General features: G+C 31.6%; 14 protein-coding genes. 6 read left to right on the plus strand and 8 right to left on the minus strand.

Annotated features, from left to right (window positions below; translation table 11 throughout):
• Positions 1 to 58: 58 nt before the first annotated feature.
• From WA340_RS02650 to WA340_RS02660, 3 genes are all read right to left on the minus strand, one after another.
• A complete protein-coding gene (locus WA340_RS02650) occupies positions 59 to 361 on the minus strand; it encodes a hypothetical protein (protein ID WP_336127172.1) in 303 nt (100 codons plus the stop codon).
• Between the two features lie 133 nt (positions 362 to 494).
• Complete coding sequence (htpG, locus tag WA340_RS02655; protein ID WP_336127173.1) at positions 495 to 2,381, minus strand: molecular chaperone HtpG; 1,887 nt, start codon at positions 2,379 to 2,381, stop codon at positions 495 to 497.
• Positions 2,382 to 2,540: 159 nt separating this feature from the next.
• Entirely contained in the window at positions 2,541 to 4,943 is a 2,403-nt protein-coding gene (locus WA340_RS02660; protein WP_336127174.1) for a prolyl oligopeptidase family serine peptidase, read from the minus strand.
• Between the two features lie 168 nt (positions 4,944 to 5,111).
• Here WA340_RS02660 and WA340_RS02665 point away from each other — a divergent pair, with 168 nt between their 5' ends.
• The gene (locus tag WA340_RS02665) at positions 5,112 to 6,122 is read left to right on the plus strand and encodes a 3-oxoacyl-ACP synthase III family protein (RefSeq protein WP_304143227.1); all 1,011 of its coding nucleotides are present in this window, start codon (positions 5,112 to 5,114) and stop codon (positions 6,120 to 6,122) included.
• 359 nt (positions 6,123 to 6,481) lie between these two features.
• Here WA340_RS02665 and WA340_RS02670 read toward each other — a convergent pair whose 3' ends face one another.
• Positions 6,482 to 8,956, minus strand: a complete 2,475-nt coding sequence (locus WA340_RS02670) for an outer membrane beta-barrel family protein (RefSeq protein ID WP_336127175.1) — start codon at positions 8,954 to 8,956, stop codon at positions 6,482 to 6,484.
• A 107-nt stretch (positions 8,957 to 9,063) separates the two neighbouring features.
• Between WA340_RS02670 and WA340_RS02675 the strand changes: the two genes are divergently transcribed.
• Positions 9,064 to 9,426 (plus strand): CoA-binding protein, encoded by a 363-nt coding sequence (locus WA340_RS02675; RefSeq protein ID WP_304143231.1) that lies wholly within the window; start codon positions 9,064 to 9,066, stop codon positions 9,424 to 9,426.
• Positions 9,427 to 9,428: 2 nt separating this feature from the next.
• Here the strand turns inward: WA340_RS02675 and WA340_RS02680 are convergent, their stop codons facing one another.
• Both WA340_RS02680 and WA340_RS02685 read right to left on the minus strand, forming a co-directional pair.
• Positions 9,429 to 12,692 carry a VCBS repeat-containing protein gene (locus WA340_RS02680; RefSeq protein ID WP_336127176.1) on the minus strand — a complete coding sequence of 1,088 codons (3,264 nt, stop codon included), beginning with the start codon at positions 12,690 to 12,692 and terminating at the stop codon, positions 9,429 to 9,431.
• A 96-nt stretch (positions 12,693 to 12,788) separates the two neighbouring features.
• The gene (locus WA340_RS02685; protein ID WP_336127177.1) at positions 12,789 to 14,234 is read right to left on the minus strand and encodes a sodium:solute symporter; all 1,446 of its coding nucleotides are present in this window, start codon (positions 14,232 to 14,234) and stop codon (positions 12,789 to 12,791) included.
• Between the two features lie 190 nt (positions 14,235 to 14,424).
• On the opposite strand from WA340_RS02685, the gene recR reads away from it, so the two are divergent.
• From recR to WA340_RS02700, 3 genes are all read left to right on the plus strand, one after another.
• Complete coding sequence (recR, locus tag WA340_RS02690; protein WP_027880102.1) at positions 14,425 to 15,042, plus strand: recombination mediator RecR; 618 nt, start codon at positions 14,425 to 14,427, stop codon at positions 15,040 to 15,042.
• A 9-nt stretch (positions 15,043 to 15,051) separates the two neighbouring features.
• Positions 15,052 to 16,149, plus strand: a complete 1,098-nt coding sequence (locus WA340_RS02695; protein ID WP_336127178.1) for a glycosyltransferase family 2 protein — start codon at positions 15,052 to 15,054, stop codon at positions 16,147 to 16,149.
• Positions 16,150 to 16,241: 92 nt separating this feature from the next.
• Positions 16,242 to 17,555, plus strand: a complete 1,314-nt coding sequence (locus WA340_RS02700; protein ID WP_336127179.1) for a dihydrolipoamide acetyltransferase family protein — start codon at positions 16,242 to 16,244, stop codon at positions 17,553 to 17,555.
• Between the two features lie 83 nt (positions 17,556 to 17,638).
• Here the strand turns inward: WA340_RS02700 and WA340_RS02705 are convergent, their stop codons facing one another.
• On the minus strand, positions 17,639 to 18,250 hold the full coding sequence (locus tag WA340_RS02705; RefSeq protein WP_336127180.1) for a metallophosphoesterase: 612 nt from the start codon (positions 18,248 to 18,250) through the stop codon (positions 17,639 to 17,641).
• 300 nt (positions 18,251 to 18,550) lie between these two features.
• Positions 18,551 to 19,189 (minus strand): glutaredoxin family protein, encoded by a 639-nt coding sequence (locus WA340_RS02710; RefSeq protein WP_336127181.1) that lies wholly within the window; start codon positions 19,187 to 19,189, stop codon positions 18,551 to 18,553.
• Between the two features lie 69 nt (positions 19,190 to 19,258).
• On the opposite strand from WA340_RS02710, the gene WA340_RS02715 reads away from it, so the two are divergent.
• Positions 19,259 to 20,035, plus strand: a complete 777-nt coding sequence (locus WA340_RS02715) for a 3'-5' exonuclease (protein ID WP_336127182.1) — start codon at positions 19,259 to 19,261, stop codon at positions 20,033 to 20,035.
• Positions 20,036 to 20,282: the final 247 nt, after the last annotated feature.

Raw genomic sequence — 20,282 nt, forward strand, 5'->3', positions numbered from 1 at the left:
GCCTTACAATGGTGAACATAGAAGTACTCTAGCAATAAATAATTAATATTTTACTTGTTTATTGCCTCAGTTCTTTGTTGGTTATTTTAGCAGTTGTGTAACTTCCATATTTTTTAATTTCTGCTTGATTGTAATAGTATCTAATGCTAGAAGGTAAAGTAAATAGCATAAAAGCAGAACTTAAGATAATAAATAGAATGCCAAAGATTATAAATCCTAATCCATTACTTTCAACTTTATTTCCAATAAAAGTAAAGAAAATACCAAGAATAATAAATAAAAGCCAGACGCCAAGTAAACCAAGATGTGCTCTTATTGCTTTTATGATAAACTTTTTGCGATCTGTTAAAGTTGTTCTCAATTGATTATTAACTTGATTCTAGTCAAAAGTAAAGAATGCTATTAAATATAGTAGGTTGGTTTTTGATAAAAAAATAAAAAAAAACCACTTCGGTTAAGAAGTGGTTTAAAATCTTCTGCGAAAGCAGAAATAATTATTTTATCATTTCATAGCTACGTTTTATAAAGTCGCTAAGTTCTTTACCTTTTAAAAGTCCTTGCGATAAACGTGCTAAATCTAAACTTTGATTTATTAAGCGTTCTTGTTTTTTACGCGTTTTAGTATTTAAAATTTCGTTTACTAATTCAGAGTTTGTATTGACAACAAGATTGTACATTTCTGGCATATTACCCATTCCAAACATACCGCCGCCGCCAGTTTGTTGCATCTCTTTCATACGACGCATAAATTCTGGTTGCGTGATCATGAATGGTGTTGCGTTACTATCCATAGCTTCTAATTGCACCATAAATTTTTCTGAAGGAATCACTTCTTTCAACAACTCATCCAACTGTTTTTGTTGGTCTTCGTCTAATTTAGAAATTGTGTTTTCTTCTTTCTGAATTAACTTATCAATATGATCTGCATCTACACGAGCAAATGAGATATTTTCTTTAGAACCTTCTAATTTTTGCATTAAATGCGAAACAATAGGACTGTCTAATAATAAAACTTCGTAACCTTTGTCCTTAGCAGCTTCTATATAACTGTGTTGCTCATCTTGATTACTTGCGTAAAGGATAATTAACTTATCGTCTTTGTCAGTTTGTTTTGCTTTTATTGCATTGTAAAGCTCGTCGTAAGTATAATACTTACCATCTACAGTTGGGTATAAAGCAAATGCTTCTGCTTTTTCGAAGAATTTTTCTTCAGACAGCATTCCGTATTCAATAACAATTTTAATGTCATTCCATTTTGCTTCAAAATCTTCGCGGTTACTGTTAAATAGCGACTTTAATTTATCGGCAACTTTACGTGTAATGTAAGAGCTAATTTTTTTAACTGCACCATCTGCTTGTAAGTAAGAACGAGACACATTTAAAGGAATGTCTGGACTATCTATAACACCACGTAGCATGGTTAAAAATTCAGGAACAATACCTTCTACATTATCTGTTACAAATACTTGATTTTGATATAGTTGAATTTTATCCTTTTGAATTTGCATATCATTAGATAACTTAGGGAAATACAAGATTCCTGTTAAGTTAAATGGATAATCTACATTAAGATGAATGTTGAAAAGAGGCTCTTCAAACTGCATTGGATACAACTCACGATAGAAGTTTTTATAGTCGTCTTCTTCTAACTCGGTTGGTTGTTTGGTCCAAGCAGGATTTGGGTTGTTTATAATGTTGTCTACTTCTTTAGTAGGAGCAGGATCGTCTTCTTTAGCGTCTTCTGGTTTTGGTAAAGTTTCAGTTTTAGTACCAAATTTAATTGGTATTGGCATAAACTTGTTATACTTCACTAAAAGCTCTCTAATTTTACTGTCTTCTAAAAATTCTTCTTCACCTTCAGAAATATGAAGAATAATTTCTGTACCTCTTTCGGTTTTATCGGCTTCTTCTAAAGTGAATTCTGGGCTACCATCGCAAATCCAATGTGCAGCAGGTTCGTCTTTAAAAGATTTTGTAATAATTTCTACTTTATCTGCCACCATAAACGCAGAGTAAAAACCTAGTCCGAAGTGACCGATAATTCCGCTATCCTTAGCACTGTCTTTGTATTTGTCTAAAAACTCTTCGGCACCAGAAAAAGCAACTTGGTTAATGTATTTTTCTACCTCTTCGGCAGTCATACCTAAACCTTGATCAATGATGTGTAATTTTTTTCCTTCTTTATCAATTTTTACTTCGATAATAGGATTGCCATATTCGGTTTTTGCTTCGCCAATGCTAGTTAAATGTTTTAATTTAAGCGTAGCATCTGTTGCGTTACTAATAAGCTCACGTAAAAAGATTTCGTGATCGCTATACAAGAATTTTTTAATTAAAGGGAAAATGTTTTCTACCGAAACGTTAATATTTCCTTTTGCCATAATACGTTGTTTTATGTTTAGTTTCCGCGAAAGCGAAAAAATGTTATTATTTATACATGATGCATTAGACAACAAAAATGCCAATTAAGGTTGTGTGACAATATGACATAAAAAAACCGTTTAATTTAATTAAACGGTTTTTGTAGTTATGTTGTAATGTTATTTTTTGTTTTTTACATGTTTTTCTAACCATTGATCTTGTTCCCAAAGCATGTGCATAATAGATTCTTTAGCTCTATAACCATGACTTTCTTTAGGTAACATTACTAATCTTACTGGTGCGCCTAATCCTTTTAAGGCATTAAAGTAACGTTCGCTTTGTAGAGGATAGGTACCAGAATTATTATCTGCAACACCATGAATTAATAATAATGGTGTTTTCATTTTATCGGCATTCATAAAAGGAGACATTGTGTTGTATATTTCTGGAGCTTCCCAATAGCTTCGCTCTTCACTTTGAAAACCAAAAGGCGTTAATGTTCTGTTATAAGCACCGCTTCTTGCAATTCCTGCAGCAAAAAGATTAGAATGAGATAGTAAATTTGCTGTCATAAATGCACCATAACTATGTCCGCCAACAGCAACTTTGTTAGGGTCTATATAACCAAGATTATCTACTGCATCTATTGCTGCTTTTGCGTTAGCTACAAGTTGTGTTATAAATGTGTCGTTTGGTTCTTGGTTGCCTTCTCCAACAATTGGAAAAGCAGCATCGTCTAATACGACATAACCTTTAGTAACCCAATAAATAGGTGATCCCCAATATGGGTAAACAAACTCGTTAGGGTTTGCTGTACTTTGGGATGCACTTGCTTTATCTTTATACTCTCTTGGGTAAGCCCATAAAATCATTGGGTATTTTTCTCCTTCTTTGTAATCTAATGGCAGGTATAATGTACCTTCTAAATCTAAGCCATCATTACGCTTATAATTAATAACGCGCTTATCTACGCTTTCTAAACTTTTAAAAGGATTATCAAAATCTGTAATTGCTGTAAGTTTATTCTTTTTAATATTTCTAATGTAATAATTAGGGTAATCTGTTTTAGATTCTATACGAACAAGGATGTCTCCTTTTTTCATATCAATTGCAAAGTTTAAACTTTCTAGTTTATCTGTGTATTTAGATTTATATAAGCGTTTTGTTTTACCAGTCTTAATATTGTACTCGTCTATAAAAGGAAATTGTCCTTCTTTAGAATAACCATCGCCCATTAGATAAAGATTGTCTCCGTTAATGGTTAGTGTGTAGCTGCCATATTTGTTTTTTGAAGACACAAAATCGCCTGGATCACTGTATACATCTTGATAATTTCTGTCAGAAATTATTTTAGCTTCAGCTGTAGTAGGATTAAATAAGTAAGTTTTTAAGTTTCTGGTATTCCACCAATAATCAAAAGCAATAGCAATATTATCATTACCCCATCTTATACCAGAAAAGCGTTGTTTTGTTTTAAGTATTTCTTTTGGTTGACCATTAAAAGGCGCATCTAATTGATACACTACATCCCTGTAGTCTACTTTTACTTCAGGATCACCTTTGTCTAATGCTTCTGCCCAAACTATAGTTGCAGGCTTGTCGCTTCTCCATTGCATACTGCGTTTACCTGTTCTTGTAGCCATAAAACCTTTTGGTCTTACTTCGTCTAACGGAACATTGTTTACTGTTTTTAAAAAGTTACCGTTAAGGTCATATATGTTACTTTCACTAGGGAATCTAGAATAAGTTACTAAATAAGAGAATGGACGTTTAATTTTTGTAACCATTATATAATTACCGTCAGGAGAAAAGCTTATGCCACGATACATATCTGCATCTAAAAAATCTGTAATTTCTCCATTTATGGATAGTTTTTTAATTTCGGAACGTGCTAATTGCTCAAAGTTAAACTCGTCATTAGGTGTTTTTAGTAGATCTTGATAAGTTCTGTTTTGTGCTTTTGCACCATCACTAACAGAAACGGTTGGACCAGAAGGAACAGCTGTAGCACTATTTATAAGCTCTTTTCGGTCGTTTGGCAGCATTTTTACAAGAAGGTGTTTATTATCTTTAAACCAATTAATTGTACTTCTCATATTAGCGTTAACATTGGCGTTAGAAATTTTATATGCATTAGCGTTTTTTATATTTACAATCCAAACTTCAACTCCTTTAGGTGTTGTATTTAAGCAAGCTATAAGACTTTCGTCAGGAGACCAACTAAAATTAGATAAACGCGCATTGTCTGGTAAGCCTTTAACTTGTTTAGCCTCTTTGTCTTTAACTTGTTTAACTTTTAAATTTGTATAGTAATTGGTACGACTACCAATGTTAGTAACAGGATTAATTCTTAAACCAGCTAATCTTAGTTCGGTTTCAGAGAGTTCTTCAATAGATTTATATTGGTTACGATATAATAGTACCATGTGCTCTCCTTTGCTATCTATTTGTACACCAGGAGCAAGATCTGCATCTGCTAGTTCTAAAATTTCTTTAGAAGGTTTTTGATACGTTAAGTTTTGTTGTGCATATCCGTTTAGACACACAAAAATAAGTAGTAGTTTAATTAATGATTTTGCCATTTTATTTGAAATTAATTAGGACTTCAAGATACCTAAAAATGAAATTTATGACTTAAAACGATTTGTTAAACTTGTGTGAAAGACTTATTGGTAAAAATGGTTAATTATAGGTTGTTTTAATTATAATTTATTGAAATACTTTAAATTTGTATTATAAATATTAAGTATATGTACAATTCAAAAATTATAGGAATTGGTAAGTATGTGCCAGATAATGTGGTGACTAACCAGGATTTGTCCAAAATAATGGATACTAGCGACGAGTGGATAACAGAGCGCACAGGTATTAAAGAGCGACGTTGGGTCGTAGAAGGTAGCGATGATACTACAGCTACAATGGGTGTAAAAGCAGCAAAACAAGCTATAGAACGCTCTGGTTTAGATAAAGACGATATAGATTTTATCATTTTTGCAACATTAAGTCCTGATATGTATTTTCCTGGTCCAGGCGTACAGGTGCAACATGCTTTAGATATAAAAACTGTTGGTGCATTAGATGTGCGTAATCAATGTTCTGGATTTATTTATGCATTATCTGTTGCAGATAATTTTATAAAAACGGGTATGTATAAAAACATACTTGTTATTGGTAGCGAGTTACATTCTCACGGATTAGATAAAACCACACGAGGAAGAGGTGTTTCTGTTATTTTTGGTGACGGCGCAGGCGCAGTTGTAGTGAGTAGAGAAGAAGATAATAGTAAAGGAATATTATCTACACATTTACATAGTCAAGGTGAACATGCAGAAGAATTAGTGGTAAAAGCACCAGGTATGGGAACACGCTGGGTAACAGATATTATTGCAGATAATGATGAGAATGACGACAGTTATTTTCCGCATATGAATGGACAATTTGTATTTAAAAACGCAGTTGTACGTTTTAGCGAAGTTATTATGGAAGGTTTGATAAAAAATAATCTTAAAAAGGAAAATATAGATATGTTAATTCCGCATCAAGCTAATTTGAGAATAGCTCAATTTATTCAAAAGAAATTTGACTTGACAGATGATAAAGTGTATAATAACATTATGCATTATGGTAATACAACTGCAGCTTCTATACCTTTGGCTTTATGTGAAGCTTGGGAAGAAGGAAAAATTAATGAAGGCGATACGGTAGTCTTAGCTGCTTTTGGAAGTGGATTTACTTGGGGAAGCGCTATTATTAAATGGTAGTTAAAATAATTTTATAACTAAAAAATCCGAAACTTACGTTTCGGATTTTTTTTATAACTAAACTTAACTAACTAAACTTATGTTTTATAGGTTGAGGACTAATTCAAATAAATATAAAACTTATGGTTTGCTTTGTTTATTACATGACGCTTAATTCTTATTTTTATTACATTGATTTTCAATATTTAACGCTTATTTAACAAAGATTAAGTGTTAAACAAAAAATTATCTTAAAAAAGTTAGTTTTAAATTAGAAAACCCAAAGTCGATCAGGCTTTGGGTTTTCCTTTATTTAGCAAATTTACCTTAACACTAACCATCAACTTTAAAGTAAACTGCTAAATTTCTAGAAGGTTTATTTACATAAATCCGCCGCCACCAGAAGATTCGTTGTCATCACGTTGTTTACGTTGTAATGCTCGGTATTTTCCACCACCAAATCTATAGGATAACGCAACGTTCCATGTGTTGCTTTCCCAATTAAATTGTCCAGTAGAAGGATAAGGTGTGTCGGTTTCAAATTCAAAACGCATGGTGTTGAAAATGTCATTATAGTTAAAGCTAATAGTTGCTCTATTATCTTCCAAAAACGTATAGCGTAAACCAGTATTTACAAAATACATTGGTTTTCTTAAAAACTGAACGCCTTGTTCTTCACCACGGTACATAGCAAATAATGATAAGCTTAGGTTTTTAGTAGCTTTAAAGTTGTTAAACATTCTAAAGTTCCAAACTACATTTTCGACTTCAGTTTTACGTGTTTCAATATCATTAACTGTTGCTGTACTTAAATCGTTAGCATCAATAAATTCTGTAATACCAGTTTGAGACTGAGAATATAAATCAAAACTCGCGTTAAAGTTCCACCATTTTGTTGGTCTATAGTTGCTAGAAAGTTCTATACCGTAGGCAGATGTATTATCAAAATTATCATAAGATAAAATAGAATTACCAGCAGAAATATTTGTTCTGTCAATAGCTACAAATCTGTTTATGTTATCTTCAATTATTCTATAAAATACACCAGCAGTTATGCTTCCTTTTTTTAATTGTCTTGTATAGTTTGCTTCTGCAGAGTTGGTGAATTGAGGTTGTAATTCAGTATTTCCAAAAGATGAAACTCTTGGTGTGCTCCATTCTCTAATTGGGTTAACTTGTTGTAAACCTGGTCTGTCTACACGTCTACTTAAGCTAAATTGATATGAGTTTTTATCTGAAGCAGCATAAGTTAAAAATGCAGATGGATATATTTGAAAATATTCATTAGTAAAAGGTAACACTTGTGTTGTCCCATCTGTAAACATGTTTAAAGCTTCAGCTTCTACTTTTACTTGTTCTGCACGTGCACCAACTTGATAGCTCCATTTTTCGTTAATAGTTTTTCCAAAAGTTATGTAAGCAGAAAAAATATCTCTTTTATAATCAAACGCTGTACTTGGTGTAGGTATAATTGTACCTGTGCTAGAAAATGTTTGACCAGTAGATCTGTATCTTAAATCGGTATTAAAAAGTCTTGCTTCTGCACCAATTTCTAATTTAGAGTCTTCGTTTATTGGTTTTACATAATCTACGTTTATTGTGGTTTGATCTCTTTTTGTATCAACAAAATCATTGTAATCTGGCGGAAAACTAAAATTGATGTAGTTAAAGTCTGCTACTTCTGTATTAGTAAAGTCGTTGTAATCTACTTCAATATCTAAAGTTTCGTTTTCGTCTTTAAAAAGGTGTTTATAGACAAAGTTGTATTGACCTGAATTGTTCTCTGAGTCACTACCAAAAATTTGTCTTTGATATAGATTTTGGTCAGGAAAACTTAAATTGGTAGTACCAACACCATTGCCTTCAAAAATATTTTGATTGGTAAAGAAAGATAATGTGTTGTTATCGTTTAAATAATAATCTACACCAACTTTAAATAAATGAGATTTATTATTGTTGAAAAATTGAAAATCTTGTCTAGAGTTATCGTTAGATTGGTCGATATATCCAAAATTGTCATATTTACCAATGTTATTACCGTAACTACCGTAAAAGTTGAATTTTCCGTTACGATAATTTAAGTCTATAGAACTATTAAATTTTGCATAAACCTCATTAGTGAGACCAATGTTTAAATTACCGTTAAAACCTAATTTGGTATTTTTATGAAGTTTAATGTTGATAATTCCGCTCATTCCTTCTGGGTTATATTTTGCCGAAGGATTAGTAATTAACTCGATGCTTTTAATTGCTGTAGATGGTATTTGTTTTAATAATTGAGCAATTGGCACGTTAGATAATTTACCGTCTACCATAACACGTACGTTTTCGTTTCCGCGTAAGCTAATGTTACCTGTTTGTTGGTCTACGTTTACAGATGGTATGTTATTCATAATATCGCTTGCATTTGCACCTGCCGTTTGTAGATCTTTACCAATGGTAATGACTTTTCTATCTATTTTTTGTTGAATGGTTGAGGTTTCTGCAACAATGGTTACTTCTTCTAAGCTTTCAGCAGATTCACTTAAATTAATAGTACCTAGGTTGATATTTTTATTGTTGTTAGAAATTTCAATGTTTTTACTTTCGGTTTGATAACCTAAAAACTCGATGCTAACAATATTTTTACCTAATGGTATTTGATTAACATTAAAGCTTCCGTCTTCATTAGTAATTCCGCCAGTTATAATATTTTGATTTACATCTTTTATAACGACATTTACATACGGTAAGGGTTGTTGTAAATTTACGTCTAATACTTTACCGGTAACAGTTCCGATTTTGGGTAAAGTTTTGTCTTGGGCATTTATGCTAAAGGTTACCAATAGCATAACAATGGAGAATAGTTTTTTCATTTTTGGTTGTAATGATTATTTGATTGATGAAATTGTTTATGCTATTAAGACTAAATTTTACTTGTATTGTTACGGATAAAATTTAATTTTAAGAATATTTAACATTTATGAATAAAAAAACTTTAGTGCTAGGAGCGTCATTAAATCCAGTGCGTTATTCTAATACAGCTATTAACAAATTGGTAGCTAATAATATACCCACTGTAGCATTTGGATTAAGAGAAGGAGAAGTGGCTGGTGTTAAAATTGATACAGATTTAAAAATGTATACTGATTTAGATACTGTAACATTATATTTAAATCCAACCAGACAAAAAGAGTATTATGATTACATAGTAAGTTTAAATCCTAATCGTGTGATTTTTAATCCAGGAACTGAAAATCCTGAATTTTATAAAATTTTAGATAAAAACAATATTGTTTATGAGGTTGCTTGTACGTTAGTTTTGTTGTCTATTAATCAGTATTAAATTTACTTAACCGCGTAACAGTCTACCTTGTCATTGTTTGAGATTGTTAAAAGGTATTTGTTGTTTTTTGTGTTAATTTTCTCAAAAGATTTCACTTGTTTTTTAAAAGGCTTGATACCTAAATTAGATACAGGTGTTATGTTATCTAAGGAATAAAAAGTATAACCTTGAAGTGAGTTGTATTGTCCATGATAGGTAGTTACATTTAGGTTGTTACCTCCAATTAGTATTTGTTCTTTGGTGTCTATAGAAATATTTTCGAAAGAAGTTATTGGTGATAACTGTAATTGAACTGGGAAAGGGACAAATTGATTAAAAGAGCCATTATTGTTTTGCAAAATACCAGATTTTAAATTATCAACATAGAACAGTTGAGCGCTTTTTACAGATTTTGGCGTTAATACTTCTTCTACTGTTTTTAAAGAAAAATCACTATGTTGTACAAATCGTTTGCTTATTACATTCATTTGCGAAGCTAATTCGTCTTTAGTATTTAAAGGGTAATATTGTCCGTCAATATTGTAAGCTATTATAGTTTCTTTAATATTGTTATTGTCAAAATCACCAAAATACATGTGTAATGGTTTTTCTTTTGTTGCATTAAACCTTGTGTTTAATCCCCAATTACCTAAGAGTATATCTTTATCTCCGTCATGGTCATAATCGTAAGTTATAGCTGTTTGCCATAAGCCATTTAGGTTTTCTGGAATTTTTATTAAATCTAGAGAACCGTTATTATTTAAATAAATTTTAGGAGTATCCCATTGACAAGTAACAATTAAATCTTTAACACCATCGTCGTTTAAATCTTCCCAAATGGCATCTGTTACTTTAGAAGATAATTTAAAGTTTAGATCTTTTTTAAAATTACCTTTTCCGTCATTAATAAGTATGTAAGATTCAGTAGATTCTCCAAATACATCTGGGTTAGATAGATTGCCTATAAAAATATCTATATCACCATCATTATCATAGTCGTAGGTAACAACAGTAGATGTGTTTAAATAATTGTCTGGAAAGTTAGTAGATTTCTTAAATGTATTGTTTTCGTTTATGTAAAGTCTATCGTTTTCGTATTTTTTTATTCTATTAGTATTAATTCCAGAACCTACATATAAATCTAAATCGCCATCTCCGTCAGCGTCAAATAAAGATGCAGAGTTGTCTTCGCAATAAATATCTTCTTCAAAGACGTTATGGTTTTTGGGGTTTAGTTTATATCCGTTATTTAAATATAATTTTGAAGATTTTCCTGAAGCGCCTCCTATAAAAATATCTTCATATTTGTTATTGTCTACGTCTGCAACAGCTACTGCAGGTCCTAATGTTGATACTTTATAAGGAATTAATTTTTGGTTGAAAAAGTCATTAAAATTATCTTCTTCATGTTTATAGTTAATTATGTCTTTGTTGTTAAAGACTGTATTTTCGGTTTTTCCTTTTAAGTAATAATTTTGTGATGTATTACGGTTAGGAGAATAGTTTATGTTTAATACCGTATTTATTTCAGGGTTTTCAATAGTTTGAACTTTTAAGTCTGGCCAAATTATTACTAAAGAATCGATTTTATTTTCTTCGTTTAAACCAAAATGAAGTTTTTTTTCTGTTGAAGAAAGAAATCCTCTAGATTTAAATAACTGTTTTAATTGTCTTGTTTTATTAGTGTATACAATTGCTTTGCTGCCAATTGCTTCTTTATTTCCTTTTAAAAATTTTAAATCTAAGCTTACAGAGTTTTTTGATTGGTCTGTGTTGTTTTTGTATATGTATGGATAGTCGTTCAAGTTGTTTGTAATAATGTCTAGATCACCGTCGTTATCTAAATCTGCATATATTGCACCGTTAGAAAGTGATGGTGTTTTGTCTATCCATTGACCGGTCTTGATGGTTAATTTTTCAGAATCTCCTTGGTAAATTTCATTTGCAACTTCACCTCTTGGCATTTCATTTATAGATTTAAAAAGCCATTCTAAACCATCACTTCTTGATCTGCTTTTAAAAGCATTAGCTACGTATTTTCTAAAATCTAATCCGTTAGGTCTTCTTAAGATTCCGTTTGCAATAAATATATCTTGATGGCTATCATTATTAAAGTCTGCAATTAATGGTCCCCAACTCCAATCTGTATTTTCTATATTATTAACAATTGCTGCATCGTAAAAATAAGCCCCATTTTGGTTGTTTATTTGAAGCATATTTCTAGAATACTGATTTGAATACCCTAGTCTTTTAAGTTGACTTTGTTTATTAAGCATAGCTTCGTCACCTTCAGTTTCTTTAATTACCTTTTCGTCTTTAGGTAACATATCTAATGTTATTATATCCTGAAGTCCATCTGCATTTATATCTGCAGCATCACTACCCATAGAAAATCTGCTTGTAGCAGTAAAAGCCGATTTTAAAGATTCTTTAAAAGTACCGTCCTTTTGGTTGATATAATAATAATCATCTTCATGAAAATCGTTACAAACATATAAATCATCCCAACCGTCATTGTTAAAATCTGCAAGAGACGCGCTTAATCCGTAACTGTTAGCGCCACCATATATATTAGCGTCTTCACTTACATCTACAAACTTACCGTTGTCATTTCTTAATAATACATCTCCAACTAACGGAGTACGATTAGATCTTATACTTGCTGGACCATGTGAAATTGATGTGTGTATTGCGTGATTAACTATATAAACGTCTAAGTCTAAGTCTTTGTCATAATCAAAAAAATACGCTTGAGTAGAATAACCTGTAAAGTCTAATCCGTATTCTTCAGCTTTTTCTGTAAAAGTTCCATCACCATTATTAATAAATAGTTCATTACGACCAGTAAAATCTAATAATCCAGAAACTGAACATAAGTAGATATCTAAAAACCCATCATTATTAATATCTACCATAGTAACGCCAGTATTCCAGCTAGAATTACTGTTAATATTAGCGCTTTCAGAGATGTCTTCAAATTTAAAGTTGCCTTTATTTAAGTACAGTTTATTTCTGTTTTGGTTGGAAGCAAAATATAGATCAACCAATCCGTCATTATTAATGTCTCCAGCAGCTACACCGCTACCATTATAAAAATAAATGTAATTAATAATGCTGTGATCGGTGTTTTCAGAAATATTATTTTTAAAGGTAATACCTGTGTTTTCTGGTTGTAATCTCTCTAATAAATATGTTTTTGCTGTGATGTTTTGTTTGTTCTGATCTGTTTTTTTATTACAAGAGAATAATGTAATAATCACTATAAATACTGAGATATATCTTTTCAAAGCTAAAAATCTGTTAATTTATGTTAAATTATTAACACAAACTTAACAAATTATTCCAAAAACAACTAAAACAACTGTGTTTTGTTTAATAAAATGTTAATTATTTTTCTTTTTAAGAATAAGCATTAGCCCTAAAAACGTCAAGAACCCATTAAGTATTAAAATGAAAAAGCCAAACTCAAATCCAAGCCATTTTAAGCTATTTACACTAATAATGTAAGATAGAATAGGAGATAGAATGGCGATTATTGGTATAAATTTATCCTTAACATTCCATTTTGTAAATAAACCAAAAGCATAAAGACCAAGTAAAGGACCATAAGTGTATCCAGCAAAGACAAACAGTTTAGAGATTACACTTTCGTCTTTAATAATGTATTTAAAAGCTATAATAACTAATATTAATAATAATGAAATTAAAACATGTATACGCTTTCTTATTTTGACTTGCTTGTTTTGGTCGTGTTTTTTTTCGATGTCTAAGATGTCAATGCTAAAAGATGTCGTTAATGACGTTAAAGCACTATCTGCACTACTGTAAGCAGCAGCAATTAATCCTAGTAAGAAAAACACAAAAACACCAAAACCTAAATGATTTTTAGCAAGAATAGGGAACAAATCATCTTTATGTGCTTCAATTCCGTTTTGCTGTGCGTAAACAGTAAGTAGTAATCCTAAACTTAAAAATACAAAGTTAACTACAGTTAGAACTAACGTAAACCAAAACATGTTTTTTTGTGCATCTTTTAAAGATCTACAAGTTAGGTTTTTTTGCATCATATCTTGATCTAATCCAGTCATTACAATAGCTATAAATGCACCAGAAATAAATTGTTTCCAAAAATAATCTCCGGATTTAATATCCTCAAAGAAAAATATTTTACTAAGTTCGTTATCGTTAACAAAAGCAAAAATACTTTTCCCGCTTAAATCCATTTCAGAACTTACAAAATAGATAGCGACACCAACAGCAATAAGCATAAAAAGCGTTTGTAAGGTATCTGTCCAGACAATTGTTTTTATACCAGATTTAAAAGTATATAACCAAATTAAAGCAACTGTTATACTTACTGTTTGCCAAAACTGAATACCTAAATCATCAAACAAAATAAGTTGTAAAACATTAGCTACTAAATACAGTCTAAAACTTGCGCCTACTATACGAGATATCAAAAAAAAGGAAGAGCCAGTTTTGTACGCATAATTACCAAAACGTCCTTCTAAATAGGTGTAAATAGAAGTTAAATTCATTTTATAATATAGTGGAAGCAACACCGTGCCAATAACCAAATAGCCCAGCATATACCCAAAAACTACTTGCATGTAGCTAAATTTAGAGGCTTCAATCCAACCAGGAACCGATATAAAAGTAACACCAGATAAGGAAGCACCAATCATCCCAAAAGCCACTACATACCAAGGTGATTGCTTATTGCCTTTAAAAAAAGCATCGTTGCCAGATTTTTTTCCGGTGAAATAAGAAATTAAAATTAGTACACCAAAATAGGCAGCGATTAATAAAATGATTTGAGTAGATGTCATAAATTAAATTTTCTGATTGCCAAAATACGAAATAAGTTTTGACTTCAGTTAGTGGTGATTAGTTAGTAGTAAGTAACAAGTGGTTTTGCGCTTTACTTAAAAAATAGTGTCAATTCGTGAAACTCATGTCTAACTATTAATTTATCCAAAAATGTAAAATAATATCTTGCAATGTCGTAAATTCGCAACTATGGAATTTTCTTCAAAATTATTAGAAAACGCAGTTAACGAAATCTCGCAATTACCAGGTATAGGCAAGCGTACCGCATTGCGTTTGGCACTACATTTATTGCGTCAACCTAAAGAAAATACCCATGGTTTAAGTAAAGCGTTAAACCAAATGGTGGACGATTTAAAGTTGTGTAAATCATGTCACAATATTAGTGATACCGAGCTATGTGATATTTGTGCAAACCCAATGCGTAAAACAGATGTAATTTGCGTAGTCGAAGATATTAGAGATGTTATGGCGATAGAAAATACAGCATCTCACAAAGGGTTGTATCATGTTTTAGGCGGAAAAATATCGCCAATGGATGGTGTTGGTCCACATGATTTAAACATTTCTAGTTTAGTAGAAAAAGTAAAAAGCGGAAGCGTAAAAGAGCTTATTTTTGCACTAAGCCCAACTATGGAAGGCGATACCACAAACTTCTATATTTACAAACAAATTAAAGAGTTTGAAGTAGAGACTTCTACCATTGCACGAGGTATTTCGGTTGGTGACGAGCTTGAATATGCAGACGAAATAACTCTTGGGAGAAGTATTTTAAACCGAATTCCTTTTGAAAATTCTTTAAAATTATAAATTCTACTTTTGAAGCTATCCGTTATCATACTTAACTATAACGTGCGTTATTTTTTAGAGCTTTGTCTACAAAGTGTAGAAGCAGCAATCCAAAATTTAGATGCCGAAATTATTGTGGTAGACAACAACTCTTCAGATGAAAGTTGTACGATGGTAAAGCAAAATTTTCCGAAGGTTAAATTAATCGAGAATAAAGAAAATCTAGGTTTTTCAAAAGGAAATAATATAGGTGTACAACATGCAAAAGGCGAGTATCTGTGTATTTTAAATCCAGATACCGTTGTGCCAGAAGATTGTTTTACAGAGTTATTTGAATTCTCCGAAATCAAAAATGATTTGGGTTTATTTGCTTGCCGATTAATTGACGGAACAGGCTCATTTTTACCAGAAAGTAAACGTCACATTCCAACACCAAAAGTGGCAATTAAAAAAATGTTAGGCTTTACCAAAAGCTATTATGCAACAGACGTTGAAGAAGATTCTACGGGTATTGTACCAATTCTTGTTGGTGCATTTATGATGGTAAAAACAAGTGTATATAAGCAAGTACAAGGTTTTGATGAAGACTATTTTATGTACGGAGAAGATATAGATTTGTCATATAAAGTCACTAAAGCGGGTTACGACAATATGTATTACGGACCAATACAAGTCATACATTTTAAAGGAGAAAGTACATTAAAAGACCGTGTTTACGCTAAACGTTTTTACGGTGCTATGCAGATATTTTATCAAAAACATTTTAAAAGTAATGCGTTAACCAAAACGGTGATTAATTTGGGTATAAAATTGGTAAAACTCTTTAAAGATAACACTTCCGTAGAAAAAATGCCTGTAGATAGATATGTGTTAATTAGCGATAAAAATTATCCAAAATTGGCAGAAATTTTTAAAAAACCATTCAGAGTTCAAACAAAAACAGAAGTGTTTGAAGTCAATACACAAGTTGTTCTAGATGCAAATTATTTAAGTTTCAAGCAGATAATAATATGTATGTCAACTTCAGAAAAAAACAGAAACATATCATTTAAAATTATCCCAAAAAACTCTAATTTTATACTCGGAAGTAATTCTTCAAAAAATAGAGGAGAAGTTATTCATTTTTAAAAATTCAAATTGATAAATAATAAACAGTAAATTAGGTTATTTTTTATTAATTTTGCAAAACAAAACAATAAAACTACATTTCAATTATTAATATGGCAAGATTTGAACTAAAATTACCAAAAATGGGAGAAAGTGTTGCAGAAGCAACAATTACCTCTTGGCTTAAAGAAGTTGGCGATACTATTGAAGCAGATGAAGCAGTCTTAGAGATTGCAACAGACAAAGTAGATAGCGAAGTACCAAGTGAAGTAGACGGTGTTTTAGTAGAAAAACTGTTTAACGTAGACGATGTTGTAAACGTTGGACAAACCATTGCAATTATAGAAACCGATGGTGACGCACCAGAAACTGCTGCTGCACCAAAAGAAGAAAGCACACCAGAACCAGAAGCAGCTCAAGAAGTTGCAAAAACAGTTGAGGTTGCTAAAGAAACTGCAGAGCCAATTACATCTAACGGAGATCGTTTTTACTCGCCATTAGTGAAAAACATGGCAAAAACAGAAGGTATTAGCCAATCTGAGTTAGATGCTATTCCAGGAACAGGTAAAGATGGTCGTGTGACTAAAAACGACATGATGGCTTATCTTGATAATAGAGGTAATCAACCTGCAACAACACAAGCTGCGCCAGCAACACCACAAAAGACAGAAGCGCCAAAAGAAGCACCAAAAACAGCTGCGCCAGTTAGCGTAAATGGTGGTGATGAGATTATTGAGATGACCAGAATGGGCAAATTAATTGCACATCACATGGTAGAATCAGTACAAACAAGTGCGCACGTACAAAGTTTTATTGAAGCCGATGTAACTAACATATGGAATTGGCGTAAAAAAGTTAAAAACGACTTTGCTAAACGAGAAGGAGAAAACTTAACGTTTACACCAATATTTATGGAAGCGGTAGCAAAAGCCTTACGCGATTTCCCGATGATGAACATCTCTGTTCAAGGTGATACAATTATTAAAAAGAAAAACATTAACCTTGGTATGGCAGCAGCTTTACCAGATGGTAATTTAATTGTACCAGTTATAAAAAATGCAGACCAATTAAACTTAGTTGGTATGGCAAAACAAGTTAATGATTTAGCAGGAAGAGCTAGAGATAACAAGTTAAAACCAGACGATATACAAGGCGGAACATACACTGTAACTAACGTTGGTACCTTTGGTAGTGTTATGGGTACGCCAATAATTAACCAACCACAAGTAGGTATTTTAGCTTTAGGAGCTATACGTAAAGTACCAGCAGTTATAGAAACACCAGATGGCGACTTTATAGGTATACGTTACAAAATGTTCTTATCGCATAGTTACGACCATCGTGTAGTAAATGGTGCGCTTGGTGGACAATTTGTACAAGCGGTTAAAAATTATTTAGAAGCTTGGGATATTAATAGAGAGATTTAAAAATACCTGCTAGTCACTGAGCGAAGTCGAAGTGCAGGTATCTAAATGATATAAAAAAGCACAACTTTTAGGTTGTGCTTTTTTTATATTTCCATTTCCACCATTTCAGCTCTTGCTCCAAATCGGATTGGTAAAATACTTGTTCCAATTCCTTTTGAAATGTACATTTTCGGTCCAGATTCTTTATACCATCCTTTTAAGTACTTTCCGCTTCCTTGAGGTTTGAAAGGAACAATTCCTAAAAATGTTATTTGTCCTCCGTGAGTATGTCCAGAAAGTACTAAATCAATATTTAAGCTTCCTTTTTGTTTTGTAATAATATCTCTGTATTCAGGACAATGTGATAAAATTATATTGGTTTCAGTTTCTTTTATATTCTCAACTGCTTTTCTAAAATCTGCGTTGCCGCCAACAAAATCATCAATTCCTATTATTGAGATTTCTCGGTTTTTAATTAAAATTGTTCTATTCTCGTTTATCAGTAATTCGCAATTATTTTTAGAATAAATACTTTTAAGTTTTGTCAGGTTTACATTTCCCCAATACTCCCAATTTCCTGTTATCGCATATTTTTTAATCGAATTATCAATTAATTCAAGAAATTTATTCAGAGGTTTTATTTTTTCTGTTTTATCAACAGAATCTCCAGTAATAAATATTAAATCAGGTTTTATTGAGTTTATTTTTTTTTGCAATAGATTTATGGAAGTATCTTAATTGGTCAAAATGTAAATCCGAAATTTGGATAATTTTTATTTTATCTTTTTCTGATTTCGAGATGTCAAAATAGTTCCATTCAATTACATATTTCTCAAACCAAAGTGAGTCCAAAAGAACTAAGCCAAGTGAGGCTAAAATTCCTCTTTTAATAAATTTTCTTCTGGTTAAGTTGGTCATTTCACAAATTACTACCAATGAAAAGGTAAAGCGAGTTTTTTAATTCATGTTATTAGTTGTTAAGCTAAGTTAGAATAAAAATTCAATTGACCAAATGTTTAATTAAACCCATCACGCAAAGCTTCAATAAAATCTTCCAAACTTTCAATTTGGTTATATACTTTATCGTCCACTTTTAAAATAGGGATTTTGTTAACAGCGCTATTGGGTTTTAAGGCTTTAAATTCCTTAATTAGTTTGTTGTAATGCGTTGTGTCTTGGTCTATGTTATACTCTTGATAACCAATTTTATTTTTGGTTAAAATACGCTTTGCATCAGGACAAATACTGCAATCGTTTTGGGTATAAATTTCAACAGTTTTAGATTTTAATGCTTCATCTAATTTGGTATCTAACAGCTCAAAATCTTTATCAAATTGTAAGGCGTAAGCTACTTCGTTTATGATTAACGTGTACGTGTATTTACCTTCTTTACCGTTTAAAATAACCATAGTTAGCACGCGTTGTTTGGACTTTGGCGGTACGGTTTTTAAAATTGGTCTTTCGCTACTGCGTCTAAAATCTTCTGTATCAACTTTTAAAAAAATATCATAAGAGATAGAGTCTGTGTTTTCTATATACAACTCATAGCGTTTGCCTTTAATTTCTTCAATAAGTTTAACGTGTTTATGGTCATTTTGTGCTTTTGTTCCAATTGTAAAAAAGATTAAAAGAGTAAGAAGTAAATAGTTTTTCATTTTTTAAAAAGCTTTACAAAGTAAAAGTAACAGATTACATTTATATTTGCATAAATCAAAGCAAAATTCATGCCTTTAAATTTAACAAAACCACTTTGTTTTTTCGATTTAGAAACTACCGGTATTAATATTACTAACGATAGAATTGTCGAAATTTCAATTTTAAAAGTCTATCCAAACGGAAATAAAGAAAGCAAAACCTGGCTAGTCAATCCCGAAATGCCAATACCAGCAGAAGTCTCTGCAATACATGGTATAACTGACGATAAAGTAGCAAACGAGCCAACGTTTAAGCAATTAGCATCAGAGATTAACAACATGATCAAAGATGCAGATTTGGCAGGTTTTAACTCTAACCGTTTTGATATTCCGTTGTTAGCCGAAGAAATGTTGCGTGCCGATATGGATTTTGATATGAAATCGCGCCTTGCGATAGATGTACAGACTATTTTTCATAAAATGGAACAACGTACACTTAGCGCAGCGTACAAATTTTACTGCGATAAAACTTTAGAAAACGCACATACAGCAGCAGCAGATACATTGGCAACTTATGAGGTTTTAGAAGCGCAAGTAGAACGTTATGAAGATTTAGAAAACAATGCAAAGTTTTTAGCCGATTTTAGCTCCCGCAAGCGTTTTGCAGATTTTGCTGGTTTTATTGCGTTTAATAAAGAAGGACAAGAAGTGTTTAGTTTTGGTAAACATAAAGGCAAATTAGTAACCGATGTTTTAGAAACCGAACCAGGTTATTTTGGATGGTTGTTAAATGCAGATTTTCCGTTATATACTAAAAAAGTACTAACTGCAATTAAGTTAAGAGCGTTTAATAATAAGTTGGGTTAGATCAATAAACAATAAACAATAAACAGTTGTCAGTTGTCAGGTCGAGCGCAGTCGAGACCTAATTAAGTGAGAAGCACGAAGCACGAAGCACGAAGAAAATAATTAAAAACTAATGGCTAGCACCTTTAATTAAACCGCGTCACTTCGAGTGATGCCGAAGGATGAGGCATTGTATCGAGAAGTGCAAAGCACGAAGTAAAAAGATAAAGTTTAAAAATTACATTGCAATCAAAAACAATAAATAATC

The sequence above is a fragment of the Mesoflavibacter sp. CH_XMU1422-2 genome (assembly GCF_037029245.1).
In the GTDB taxonomy this organism is placed as follows: domain Bacteria; phylum Bacteroidota; class Bacteroidia; order Flavobacteriales; family Flavobacteriaceae; genus Mesoflavibacter; species Mesoflavibacter zeaxanthinifaciens.

Excerpts from the sequence above, each read along its gene's own strand:
- htpG (WP_336127173.1), bottom strand. The coding sequence starts at position 2,381 with ATGGCAAAAGGAAATATTAACGTTTCGGTAGAAAACATTTTCCCTTTA.
- WA340_RS02660 (WP_336127174.1), bottom strand. The coding sequence starts at position 4,943 with ATGGCAAAATCATTAATTAAACTACTACTTATTTTTGTGTGTCTAAAC.
- WA340_RS02665 (WP_304143227.1), top strand. The coding sequence starts at position 5,112 with ATGTACAATTCAAAAATTATAGGAATTGGTAAGTATGTGCCAGATAAT.
- WA340_RS02670 (WP_336127175.1), bottom strand. The coding sequence starts at position 8,956 with ATGAAAAAACTATTCTCCATTGTTATGCTATTGGTAACCTTTAGCATA.
- WA340_RS02675 (WP_304143231.1), top strand. The coding sequence starts at position 9,064 with ATGAATAAAAAAACTTTAGTGCTAGGAGCGTCATTAAATCCAGTGCGT.
- WA340_RS02685 (WP_336127177.1), bottom strand. The coding sequence starts at position 14,234 with ATGACATCTACTCAAATCATTTTATTAATCGCTGCCTATTTTGGTGTA.
- recR (WP_027880102.1), top strand. The coding sequence starts at position 14,425 with ATGGAATTTTCTTCAAAATTATTAGAAAACGCAGTTAACGAAATCTCG.
- WA340_RS02700 (WP_336127179.1), top strand. The coding sequence starts at position 16,242 with ATGGCAAGATTTGAACTAAAATTACCAAAAATGGGAGAAAGTGTTGCA.
- WA340_RS02710 (WP_336127181.1), bottom strand. The coding sequence starts at position 19,189 with ATGAAAAACTATTTACTTCTTACTCTTTTAATCTTTTTTACAATTGGA.
- WA340_RS02715 (WP_336127182.1), top strand. The coding sequence starts at position 19,259 with ATGCCTTTAAATTTAACAAAACCACTTTGTTTTTTCGATTTAGAAACT.